The sequence below is a fragment of the Pseudomonas sp. TE21435 genome, assembly GCF_056279265.1.
Map to the genome: position 1 here is coordinate 1,248,674 of NZ_JBWBQZ010000001.1, position 11,421 is coordinate 1,260,094.

The 11,421-nt window shown below is 62.4% G+C and carries 12 protein-coding genes and 1 pseudogene; 10 read left to right on the top strand and 3 right to left on the bottom strand.

Translation table 11 applies throughout. The features are described from left to right. Positions 1-16: 16 nt before the first annotated feature. Positions 17-1,228, bottom strand: a complete 1,212-nt coding sequence (locus ACZ9C1_RS05690) for an EAL domain-containing response regulator (protein WP_476254558.1) — start codon at positions 1,226-1,228, stop codon at positions 17-19. 199 nt (positions 1,229-1,427) lie between these two features. On the opposite strand from ACZ9C1_RS05690, the gene ACZ9C1_RS05695 reads away from it, so the two are divergent. The 9 genes from ACZ9C1_RS05695 to ACZ9C1_RS05735 all read left to right on the top strand — a co-directional run bounded on the left by ACZ9C1_RS05695 (position 1,428) and on the right by ACZ9C1_RS05735 (position 8,803). Then, positions 1,428-2,054, top strand: coding sequence for a response regulator transcription factor (locus tag ACZ9C1_RS05695; RefSeq protein WP_102681993.1), 627 nt, complete (start codon positions 1,428-1,430; stop codon positions 2,052-2,054). A 176-nt stretch (positions 2,055-2,230) separates the two neighbouring features. Beyond that, positions 2,231-2,785 (top strand): fimbrial protein, encoded by a 555-nt coding sequence (locus ACZ9C1_RS05700; RefSeq protein WP_102681994.1) that lies wholly within the window; start codon positions 2,231-2,233, stop codon positions 2,783-2,785. 70 nt (positions 2,786-2,855) lie between these two features. Further along, positions 2,856-3,401, top strand: coding sequence for a fimbrial protein (locus ACZ9C1_RS05705; RefSeq protein ID WP_158247485.1), 546 nt, complete (start codon positions 2,856-2,858; stop codon positions 3,399-3,401). Between the two features lie 41 nt (positions 3,402-3,442). After that, entirely contained in the window at positions 3,443-5,920 is a 2,478-nt protein-coding gene (locus tag ACZ9C1_RS05710; RefSeq protein ID WP_476253713.1) for an outer membrane usher protein, read from the top strand. A gap of 26 nt (positions 5,921-5,946) precedes the next feature. Then, positions 5,947-6,690, top strand: a complete 744-nt coding sequence (locus ACZ9C1_RS05715; RefSeq protein ID WP_102681995.1) for a fimbria/pilus periplasmic chaperone — start codon at positions 5,947-5,949, stop codon at positions 6,688-6,690. An 8-nt stretch (positions 6,691-6,698) separates the two neighbouring features. Continuing rightward, positions 6,699-7,292: a fimbrial protein gene (locus ACZ9C1_RS05720; protein WP_158247484.1), complete on the top strand. Its 594-nt coding sequence runs from the start codon at positions 6,699-6,701 to the stop codon at positions 7,290-7,292. 10 nt (positions 7,293-7,302) lie between these two features. Further along, on the top strand, positions 7,303-7,788 hold the full coding sequence (locus tag ACZ9C1_RS05725) for a fimbrial protein (protein ID WP_158247483.1): 486 nt from the start codon (positions 7,303-7,305) through the stop codon (positions 7,786-7,788). Continuing rightward, entirely contained in the window at positions 7,785-8,291 is a 507-nt protein-coding gene (locus tag ACZ9C1_RS05730) for a fimbrial protein (RefSeq protein WP_102681998.1), read from the top strand. The genes ACZ9C1_RS05725 and ACZ9C1_RS05730 overlap by 4 nt, the downstream gene beginning before the upstream one ends. A gap of 8 nt (positions 8,292-8,299) precedes the next feature. Further along, complete coding sequence (locus ACZ9C1_RS05735) at positions 8,300-8,803, top strand: fimbrial protein (RefSeq protein ID WP_102681999.1); 504 nt, start codon at positions 8,300-8,302, stop codon at positions 8,801-8,803. Between the two features lie 35 nt (positions 8,804-8,838). On the opposite strand, the gene ACZ9C1_RS05740 is transcribed toward ACZ9C1_RS05735, so the two are convergent. Beyond that, the gene (locus ACZ9C1_RS05740) at positions 8,839-10,170 is read right to left on the bottom strand and encodes a serine hydrolase domain-containing protein (protein ID WP_476253714.1); all 1,332 of its coding nucleotides are present in this window, start codon (positions 10,168-10,170) and stop codon (positions 8,839-8,841) included. Between the two features lie 121 nt (positions 10,171-10,291). On the opposite strand from ACZ9C1_RS05740, the gene ACZ9C1_RS05745 reads away from it, so the two are divergent. Further along, positions 10,292-11,224: a LysR substrate-binding domain-containing protein gene (locus tag ACZ9C1_RS05745; RefSeq protein WP_457377606.1), complete on the top strand. Its 933-nt coding sequence runs from the start codon at positions 10,292-10,294 to the stop codon at positions 11,222-11,224. Between the two features lie 24 nt (positions 11,225-11,248). On the opposite strand, the pseudogene ACZ9C1_RS05750 reads toward ACZ9C1_RS05745, so the two are convergent. Next, positions 11,249-11,392 (bottom strand): annotated as a pseudogene (locus tag ACZ9C1_RS05750) (CopG family transcriptional regulator); the annotation flags it as partial. Positions 11,393-11,421 lie beyond the last annotated feature (29 nt).

An 11,421-nucleotide genomic window follows, 5' to 3' on the forward strand; every position in this document is an offset into this window, starting at 1 on the left:
TTCCTGACTGAACAAATCATAGCGCACAGTCGTCGGTTTCATCTGCCTGCCGCGCACTTCCCCAGTACTCGATGAAAAGCCGCTCCGGCATAGGTCGGGCGAACAGGAAACCTTGGGCAAAGGTCGCACCGAGTTCGACCAGGCGCGCCAACTGTTCGGACGTTTCCACGCCTTCGATGACCAACGAAAGATCCAGGGCGCGAGCCAGCGCGATGGCGCAACTGATGATTGCCTCACCCTGAGGCAGGCTTTGCATTCGCTGCACAAAGCTGCGATCGAGCTTTATCTGGCTGAAGGGTAACTCGCCAAGCCGCTGCAAGGACGAGTAGCCAGCGCCAAAGTCATCCATGGCCAATCCGCAGCCCATGATGCGCAGGCGCAGCAGATTCTCCAGGCTCTTTGCCGGAACGCTGATCAGGCTGGATTCGGTAATTTCGAAAGTTACCTGCGCCGGCGGTACCCGCAACTGCTTGAGCAGCGCCGATATCCGTTCGCTCAGGCAGTCACAGGCCAGTTGCGCGGGGTGCAGGTTGAAGGCGAGGTTGACCGGCTTGCCATGCGCCGCCAGCAACCGGGACAGGCTCAGACCTTGTCTGAGCAGTTGCCAGAAAAGTTGATCAACCAGGCCGCTCTGCTCCATCACCGGCAGAAAATGCGCGGGTGTCAGCACGCCCCAGCGGGGATGGGCCCAGCGAGCGAGTACTTCTGCGCCCATGCCCCGTTGCCCGGGCAAGCTCACCTTGGGCTGGTAGTAGGCTTCGAACTCGCCGTTGTCCAGCCCTTGTTGTACATCCCGCAACGTGGCCAGTTCGATGGCCTCGAGGGGGGCGGCCGTGCTCTGCCGATACGCGCGATAACGTCCGAGCAACCCGCTGAACCCCTCGAGACTGAAAGGTTTGCCCAGGTCGCCAAGGAACGGCAGGCCCAGGCAGTGGATCATCGCCACCGTGGCCTGGCGCAGCACTGAGTCCAGCTCGCTGCACAGCACCACCGCCCCCACCTTGCCGGTGAGGCTGGCCTGGCGCAGGAATGCCAGGCCGTCGGTGCCCGGCATTCGCAAGTCGCAGAGCACAATGTCGATACCGCTGCTCTGGTGGAGTATCGCCATGGCCTGTTCGCCGTCCGCGGCTTGCAGTATCGGGCCGCAGAACTGCTTTTGTAGCGCGGTCACAGTAACCAGGCGCTGGAAGGGTTCATCTTCCAGCACCAAAATGCTTAGAGGTTGCATTGCCGTCATTCCTGCAGGGGGAAAGCCAGTCTGAGAACGGCTCAGTACCATCTCCATATGAGTTTTCCTAAGTTTTTTTAGGAAAATTCCTACACTGTACTTCCACAAGCCTCGGCCCTTTCTCGCGCAGCCGATAGTGCTACCCTGTGCAAGCAAAACGCCACCGCACCATCCTGTTTGGGTATTGAAGGTTAGAAAGATGCACAGTGTATTGATTGTTGACGACCATCCGGTCATTCGCCTTGCCGTCAGGGTATTGCTGGAAAAGCACGGCATGCGTGTAGTCGGCGAAACAGACAACGGCCTTGATGCGGTGCGGATGGTGCGTGAGTTGACGCCGCAGGTAGTAGTGCTCGATATCGGTATTCCGAAGCTGGACGGCCTGAGCGTGATTACCCGGATCAAGGCGTTGAAAGTACGTAGCGAGATCCTCGTGCTGACTTCGCAGACCGCCGATGCCGTGTGTCGCCGCTGCATCCAGCTGGGCGCTCGGGGGTTCGTCAACAAAGAGGAGGACCTGAGCAGCCTGATTACCGCGATCAAGGCCGTGGACTCGGGTTACACCTTCTACCCGTCGTTGCCCTCTGACAGTGTCAACCCTGCGGAAAACCTGACCGAGCTGGAGCAGATCCGCGCACTGACCGACCGCGAGATGACCGTGCTGCAGTACCTGGCGCAGGGGTACTCGAATAAACAGATCGGTGAAATGCTGTTCCTGAGCAACAAGACCGTCAGCACCTACAAGACACGTCTTCTGCAGAAACTCTGCGTTCCGTCACTGGTGGACCTGGCCGAGTTCGCCAAGCGCAATGCGTTGATTCCCTGACAGACTCCACCTCCTCGCCTGTAGGAAGTTTCCTATGGGTGCGTCGGCAACGTCCTACTCCATTCCTCCCCTCCCATTCCTAGACTGGCGCCACCTCGAACGTTGCTGGTCTGCGTTTCGAGCACGTTCCATCGAACCCCCTTCGAGGACGTCTACGTCAATACAGGAGTGTGAAAATGAAAGTCAGTACTTTGGCCGGCGCGATCATGGCAGTCAGCTTGGCCACGTTGTCGACCGCGAGTGTCGCCAAGGATCAGGGGCACGGTGTCATTACCTTCAAGGGTGCGATTATCGACGCGCCCTGCTCCATCGCCCAGGAGTCGCAATACCAGACGATCGACATGGACCAGATCGCCAACGCAGACCTGAAGAACGGCGGCAAGTCCCGGCTCACGCCATTCAAGATCGAGCTGCGAGGCTGCGACCTTGGCGCCTTGAAGAGCGCCACCGCGACCTTCACCGGCTCGCCTGCCGCCAACCCCGAACTGCTGGCAATCAAAGGCTCGGCCACCGGCGCCAGCCTGGCGATTGCCGACCACACCGGCGCGTTGATCAAGCTTGGCAGCGAATCGCCGGCACAGAGCTTGTCCGATGGCGATACCTCGCTGTTGTTCAATGCCTACCTGCAAGGCGACATGGTCGCCGGGAAGAACGGCAACCCTGACGCAGCTGCCGAGATCACCCCAGGTAGCTTCGAGACCTTCGCCAACTTTACCCTCGCCTACCAGTAACGCGGCGCACCACTGGAACGCTCCGCGGCGCGGCAATCGCCTTTGCCGCGGGGCGCATGAGGAGACGCCGATGCGTCATTGGACCCAGGTACGGCTCGCCGCACTGTGCCTCTGGACAGGCCTGAGCTGTGCGCAGACGGCCGAACCGAGGGCCCTGATGCCTAAAGGGCGCGTGCAACTGACGGGCAGCATCGTGGTCGGTGGCTGCTCCATTCGCGTTGGCAGCGATAACCAGACGGTGAGCCTGCCAGCCACGGCCTTGCAAGGACTGCTACGTGGCGATGGTATTTCGCAGCAACCGCTGCGCATCGAGATCAGTGGCTGCTTCGCAATGTCCGCGCAAGACCAGGCCGATCCACGGCAGTTGATGCGGGTCGTGTTCGACGGTGAGGGCAGCGAAGGCTATTTCAGCACCCAGGGCGATGCCAGAGGCGTCGCCCTGCAAATCCGGGACAGCAACGGAAAGCCGATCGTCCCCGGAACGGTGCTGCAAGGCAGTCACTTTGCGGTCGACCGACTGACCCTGGACTACGTCCTCGCACTGGTGGGCGACGGCGCCACCCTGGCATCGGGCGAGTTCCGCGCCACGGTCAGACTGGTCATTCAGCACCTCTGATCACGCCACCATTGGCGCTACAGCTTTCAAGGAACGCATTCGTGACTCATCGCAAGGTATCGGCAATCGCGGCACTGTCCTGCCTCGCGTCATGGGCGAGTGCTGCCCAGCAGTTTCAGTTCAACACTGACGTACTGGATGTCAAGGATCGCCAGCACCTGGATCTGGGTGTGTTTGCGTCGGCCAACTTCATCATGCCCGGGGAGTACACGCTCATGGTCCGCGTGAACCAGCAGGCACTAGCCGAATTCCAGGTGCCCTATATCGCCCGCAACGGCGATCCGAAGGACAGCGTCGCCTGTCTTGCCCCGTCACTGGTGGAACAGATCGGGCTAAAGGAGCAGCGGCTCGACGATCTGGCCTGGTGGCATGATGGCGCCTGCCTGGATCTCACCAGCGTGCCGGGCATGCAGGCGCACGGCGACCTGGGAACCTCGGCCCTGAACCTGAGCATTCCCCAGGACTCTCTGGAATACACAGCGAGCAACTGGGACCCGCCTTCGCGCTGGGACCACGGTATCGACGGCTTGCTGTTCGACTACAACCTCAACCTGCAGAGCCGCTGGCGCAAGCGAGAACGAGGACGCGGTGACAATTTGAGTGGCAACGGCACCACCGGTGTCAACCTTGGCGCCTGGCGCCTGCGAGGTGACTGGCAGGCGCAGGCGCAGCGTGGCAGCGATCGAACCTCCAGCCAGCAATTCACCTGGGCCCGGATCCATGCGCTGCGGCCTTTGCCCTCCCTGCGTGCGAACCTGGTCGTGGGGGAAGACTACCTGGACTCCGGCTTGTTCGGCAGCCTGCGTTATACCGGTGTCAACCTCGGCAGCGACGACAACATGCTGCCGCCGAACCTCAGGGGCTATGCCCCCGAAGTGCGCGGCGTGGCCAATACCAACGCACGCGTGGTAATCCGCCAGCAAGGCCGTGTGCTGTACGACACCCAGGTACCGCCAGGGCCGTTTCGCATTCAGGACCTGAACGATGCGGTGAGTGGCCAACTCGACGTACGCGTCGAGGAACAGGATGGTCATGTCCAGCAATTCCAGCTGGACACGGCAAGCATTCCTTACCTCGCACGCCCAGGCAGCGTGCGCTACAAGCTGGCCGCGGGTCAGCCTTCCGACTGGGAACATCGCCTCGATGGCCCAAGCTTCGCCACAGGCGAGTTTTCCTGGGGCGTCAGCAATGGCTGGTCGCTGTATGGCGGTGCCCTCGGCGCAGCGGGCTACAACGCACTTGCACTGGGCGCAGGCCGGGACCTCATGGCGTTCGGCGCCCTGTCGCTGGACGTGACCCAGTCTCGCGCCAACCTGCCCGGGGAAGATGCCCTGAGCGGCAAGTCCTACCGCGCTAGCTACTCGAAGCGCTTCGATGCCTATGACAGCCAGGTGACCTTTGCCGGGTACCGGTTTTCCCAGCGCAACTACATGAGCATCAACGAGTTCGTCGAGGCACGTCGTGGCGCCAACCCCTTCAACCAGAGCAAGGAACTGTACAGCGCCACACTGAGCAAGCAGTTCCGTGACGCCGGGCTCAGCGCCTACCTGAACTACAACCACCAGACCTACTGGAACAGTCGGCCCAGTGATCGCTACAGCCTGTCACTGTCGCGCTATTTCGATACAGGTAACCTGAAGAACCTCAGCCTGTCGCTGACGGCGTACCGCAACACGGCCAATGGTACCGCCGAAGACGGTGCCTACCTGTCGCTCACCGTTCCCTGGGGCGGGACGGGCTCGCTGAGTCTCAACTCCTCGACCAGTGGTGGCGATAGCTCCCACACGCTGAGCGGCTACGACCGCATCGACGAACGCAGCCACTACATGCTCAGCGCCGGCACAGCGGCTGGCGGCAAGAGCCTGGGTGGCTTCTATTCCCGTGACGGCGATCAGATGCAACTGGTCGCCAGCGCCAGCCATCAGGCAGGCGAATACACCTCGGCGGGACTTTCACTGCAAGGCGGCGCGACCCTGACCGGCCAAGGCGCCGCGTTGCACCGCAGCAGCGTGATGGGTGGCACCCGGCTGCTGCTAGATACCCAGGGTGTGGCGGGTGTGCCGGTACGTGGCAATGGCGCGGTCACCCGTACCAACCGTTTCGGCAAAGCCGTGGTCACCGATGTCAACAGTTACTACCGCAACCAGGCCAGCATCGAGCTGGACAGCCTGGCTGACGACGTCGAAGCCACTCGCTCGGTGACCCAGGCCACATTGACCGAGGGGGCTATCGGCTATCGGCGCTTCGATGTGATTGCCGGACATAAAGCCATGGTCGTCATTCGCCTGGGCGAGCACGGCACGCCACCGTTCGGCGCCACGGTGCAGAACCTGCGCGGCCAGGAAACCGGCATCGTCGGCGAGGACGGTGCGACCTACCTGAGCGGCATGAAACCCGGCGAAGCCATGTCCTTGCACTGGGACGGCGCCGAACGTTGCCGCTTCACCCTGCCCTCGCAACTGACCAGCCCGCAGCAAGCGCTGGAGCTCTCCTGCCAGCCTGTCGGCACCGCTGCTTGATATTTTCACGAAACAGGAACGCACCCATGAACATCTTGCAACCTCTGGGCATCATGCTTGCCTTGTGCACCGCTCAAACGACCCTCGCGGCAGTATCGCTGGACCGCACCCGGGTCATCTTCACCGGTGCGGACAAGTCGGTGAGCCTCGGTATCAGCAACCAGAATGCCCAACTGCCCTACCTGGCGCAGGCCTGGCTCGAGAATGAACATGCCGAGAAAATCGGCAGCCCCTTGGTTGTCGTCCCGCCGATCCAGCGTCTGGAGGCCGGCAGCAACAGTCAGGTGAAGATCCAGGGCCTGCCCGCGCTTGCCGAACTGCCGCAGGATCGCGAATCACTGTTCTATTTCAACCTGCGTGAAATTCCGCCGCGCAGTGACAAGCCGAACACCTTGCAGATCGCCTTGCAGACGCGAGTGAAGCTGTTCTATCGCCCCGCCGCGATCGCCACCAAGGCCAGCATGGGCCAGGTACCCTGGCAGGAACGTCTGACGCTGATTCGCCAGGGGGATGCCTATCGGGTAAACAACCCCACCCCTTACTACGTCACGCTTATCGACGCTGCCCGTGATGCGAAAGCCGGCTCCGTGAGTGCTTTCAAGCCATTGATGGTCGCCCCGGGCGCGCAACAGGACCTTGGGCTGGGCCGTACCCAACTGGGCGATAGCCCGGTGCTTACGTATGTGAACGATTATGGCGGTCGCCCACGCTTGAGCTTCACCTGCGCTGGGGACACCTGCACCGCCAGCCCGCTTGCCGGCAGTCAATGAGCCTTGCCATGCACTATTGGTCGATGAGCAAGACATTCAACGTGCGCCTGACGGTTTTGCTCTGCGCTGGCAATGCATTGTTGCCCCTCCTGGCAAGCGCACGCGATCTTCAGACAGCCGAGTTCCAGGTCACGGGGGTGTTGCTGGAGAGCGCCTGCTATCTGGCACCTGACTCGGCATACCAGGCCATTGCGCTGGGGGCGCTGGACACCCGCACACTGGCTCGCCTGGGTGAACGGGGCGCTGCCGTCCCATTGCGCCTGAAACTCGAGGGTTGCGTGCGCAGTGAGGGTGGCCGCCGTGATGAACAGACTGGAACACTGAGCTGGAGTGCCATCGAGCCGGTGGCCACGGTGACATTCAGCGCCGTTGCCGACAGTGATACGCCGGAGCTGATCAAGGTGGCTGGCGCTGCAGGTTTCGGCCTGCGCCTGCTCAACGTGCATGGGCAGGATGTCCGGCTGGGCAACAGCGCACCTGCCTGGTTCGTTTCTCCGGGCGCCAGCCAGCTGACGTTCTATCTGCGGCCAGAGCGCACCTCGGCGGCGCTGCAACCCGGCGCGTTCCGCGCCAGTCTCTGGGTGAACCTGACATATGACTGAGGGTAGACCGATGAGGGTGTTGAAGGTGGCGGTCTCCATTGCCCTGCTATGGGGCTTGTCGACCGTGAACGCGGACGAACGCAAAGTACTGACCATCAAGGGCACGGTCCTCGCTTCGATTCCCTGCGTGATCAATGCCGACCAGCCGATCGACGCGGCATTCGGTGACGTGCAGACAGCGTTCATCGATGGCGTCTACAAGACCATCACCCTCGACTACACCCTCGATTGCAAACGAGCCGGCACCAACCAGTTGCGCCTGCAGATCAAGGGCAGCATCGCGGGCTTCGATCCGCAGTTGCTGCTCGTGCCTGGCCGTCCCGGTCTCGGGATTGCCTTGAAGAAGGATAACGCCAGGCTCGGCGTCAATACCTGGAGCGACTTCGACTCCGGCAAAGTGCCCCTGCTTCAGGCAGTGCTGGTCAAGCAACCGGGTAGCGATATCGAATCCGGCGCATTCAAGGCCAGTGCGACCCTGGTCGTGGACTATCGATGAACAGACTCTACCGTGCGCTCCTGGCGCTTTTACTGCTCGCCCTTGCGCTCTCGGGCAAGGCTGCCGACAACGTGCAGTTCAGTGGCAACCTGATCGCCACGCCGCTGTGCACCCTCAGTGACAAAGGCGGCCGTATCGATGTGCGCTTCCAGCGCAACATCGCCATCAACCGCATCGATGGCCATGAGTATCGTCAGCCGATCCCCTATCAGCTCGACTGCCCCGGCGCGGCGGGTTCGGGCATTGCCTGGCGCATGCGCCTGACCTTGGTGGGTGACCCCACAGCCTTTGATCCGGCGGCGTTGCAGACATCGATTCCCGACCTGGGAATCAAGGTTCTGCTGGACGGTGCCGACCTTGTGGTGGGTATCTCCCGCCCGCTCCAGGTGTCCAACGGTTCGCCACTGCCGCTGCTGGAGGCGGTCCCGGTCAAGCGCCGCGACGCTGTGCTGCAGAGCAAGGACTTCACCGCCTCGGCCTTACTGCTCGCCGAACTCTACTAGGAGCGTCCATGTACAAGATCATCGCAGTCTGTATGACGGCCTGCCTGGTCGGGCAGGCCCAGGCCAACGAGGACAACCTGTTTTTCTCAGGCACGTTGGTCAATGAGCCCTGCGTGCTGGCCACTGAGTCTGAAGCGGTCACGCTCGACTTCGGCAACATCGTCGACAAGGCGCTCTACCTCAATGGGCGTACCCGCGGCGAACCAGTCGTCCTGCGCTTGCAGAACTGCACGCCAGAGGTGGGCGCAAAAGGCGTCAGCATCACCCTGCACGGCGCCGAGAGCATCGACCCCCCTGGCCTGCTCGTGGTTGCCGAAGGTTTGCTGGTGGGCCTGGAGCGCGGCAATGGACAAGCCCTGGCGTTGAACAAGGCCCATCCGATGGGCGATTTGGTCAACGGCGAGAATCTGATCGGCTTCAATGCGTACCTGCAACGCGACCTCCTGGCTGGGCAGATCCTGCAGCCAGGCAGGTTTGAAGGGACGGTCACCTTCTCACTCAGCTACGAATGACAGGACGCCTCGAGGCACCCTGTCTTCGGTGGGTACTACTTGCTCAACGCCTTGCCCACCGCGTTGACGAATACCGCCTGCTCGTCATACAGCGAGCCGGGGCTCTCGGCGTTCTTCCAGGTCGACCACTGCACCACTACCAGACGCTCCGCCGGGTTGATGGCGATGCTCTGGCCGAAGATGCCCAGCGCCCAGAACGTCTGGCCGCTGGTGGCGGTGCGCTTGGGTTCGGCATCGCTGTCTGGGGCCGGCGCGTTGTACCACCACTGATAGCCGTACTGACCCTTGGGTGCGGCGGCCGTCACTGAGCCCTTGGCCTGGGTCCAGTGGGTGGAGCGCGCGATCCAGTCGTCCGGGAGCAGCTTGTCGCCCGTTGGCAATTGTCCGCCACTCAGCACGAACTGGCCGAACCGCCCCCAGTCACGCAACGTGGCATTGAAGCCGTGGCCGCCCATGTCCACCTTGCCGGGCACCAGCGCATGCCAGACCCCGGCCTGTTGCATGCCGTAGCGGCTCCACACGCGGCTCTGCAGGTACTTGGCAATGGTCATGCCGGTGGCATTCTCCAGCACCCGACCGACCAGCCAGGCGCCACCGGTGTTGTACGACCAGACCTCGCCCGGCTTGACCCCGGACTTGCGCTTGACCGACCTCACCAGTTCGAGCACGCAGTGATAGGGATCGGCGGTGGCCTCGCACTGGGTCATGTGCGAAAAGTCCGAATCCTTGGAGGCGTAGTTCTCGTCCCAGATTACGCCCGAGGTGTGTTGCAACAGCTGGTGCAAGGTTACATCCTGCCATTCGGAACCCTCCAGTTCCGGAACATAGCGGCTGATTCTGTCGTCCAGCGACTGGATCTTGCCTTCCTTGACAGCGATGCCGACCAGCACGCTGACCACCGACTTGGCCACCGAGCGGGACGTCCACAAGGTCTGCGGCGTGTTGCCCTTGCCGTAGTACTCGTAGGCGATCTTGCCGTCCTTGAGCACCAGCAGGCCGGTCACGCTCTGGTTGGCCAGGTATTGCGCCAGGTTGTGCGTCTTGCCGCCCAACTGATACTGCACGTCAGTCAGCGTGTGGCTGGCCGGCGGCAAGGGAAATGGCGTGGCGCCGTTCGGGGCGAAGACATCGCCACCGTAGAGGCGGTAGGTGTTGCGAAAGCCCACGACCCGGGTGTCCTGGTCCCAGGTGAGCATATCCCTGGCAGCCGGCAGCACCTTGTCGAAGGGCTGCGGGCAGGGTTCAAGCTCTGGCACGCCGCAGGCCCCCTTGTTGTCGGCTGCCTGCGCCGCACCAGCCAGGGCGGCGAGCGTCAGGGCCAGGATGGAAAGACCGGTGAACGACTTATTTATTGTTGTTGGCCGCATCGGAGGGCTCCTCGTAAAGCGCGGAAATACGCCGTCCCGAGTGTCGACAACTTGAGCGGGCGGGAAAAGCACAATAAATTTGCCTTCACTATTAAAAAAACTAACAGCCAGGAGCGTGCCCATGGCCGAAGACCGACTGCCCCCGCTCAACGCCGTGCGTGCTTTCGAGGCCGCCGCCCGCCTGGGGAGTTATGTCGCGGCCTCCCAGGCGTTGCACGTGACCCAGCCGGCGATCGGTCGGCATGTGAAGAACCTCGAGGCCTGGCTGGGCGTGCGCCTGCTCGAGCGCTCCCCCCGCGGCGTGACCCTCACCCTGCCCGGCGCCCATTACTACAAGGCCGCAGCCGAAGCACTGCAGATCCTTGCCGATGCCGGTGCACGCCTGGCGCAACGGGTAGACGAGCGCTGGCTACGGATCCTCTGCGTGCCGGCGTTCGCCTCACGCTGGCTGACACCGCGCATCGACACCTTGCGCAGCCTGCGCCCGGACCTGAGGATCGCCATCGAGCCCAATGCCACGTTCACCAGCGTGGATGCCCGCCAGGCGGACCTGGGCATCGCCTTCGGCCTGCCGGGTGAGCTGAACGGTGTACGCGAGGTGTTGATCCGCCCGAAGGTGTTCGCGGTATGCGCGCCGAGCTACCTGGCGCAGTTGCCCGCAGGGCTGAGCGCTGCCGACCTGCCCGCCTTGCGGCTGATCCATGTCGATGACGGCACCTGGTGGAACAGCTGGTTCGCGGCCAATGGCCTCAGGGTGCGGGTCAAGGCCGATACCTCGCATATCAGCAACGATATCGTGCTGAACCTGGCCCAGCGCGGCCACGGCATCGCCCTGGCCACCGAAGTGCTGGTCGGACGTGAACTGCGCGAAGGCAGCCTGGTGCGTTGCGTGGAACAGGCCGTGGCGCTGGAGAGCTACCAGTTGCTGACGCCGACTCAGCCGCCGAGTGCCGATGCGTTGTGGTTCATGGATTGGCTGGGGGGCAGCCTGCGCGAAGAGTATCCGGATGCGCTGGTGGTCGCGCAGAAGCCCTCCCATGCGGGTGATACTTGAAAACTACATTCCCTGTACAAGCAGTTATACGACACAGTGCGGTGCTGGTAATGGCGTGTCCGTGCCGAGGCTATCAACCCAAGCTTTAACGGCTTGGTGGTCAATCACGCAGCCAGCGTCAACATCCGCCAGGGCTTCCGATGTCAACCGCACCCTTTCTTCTTCATGGGCCAAAATAGAGCTGGTTTTGATGGTAT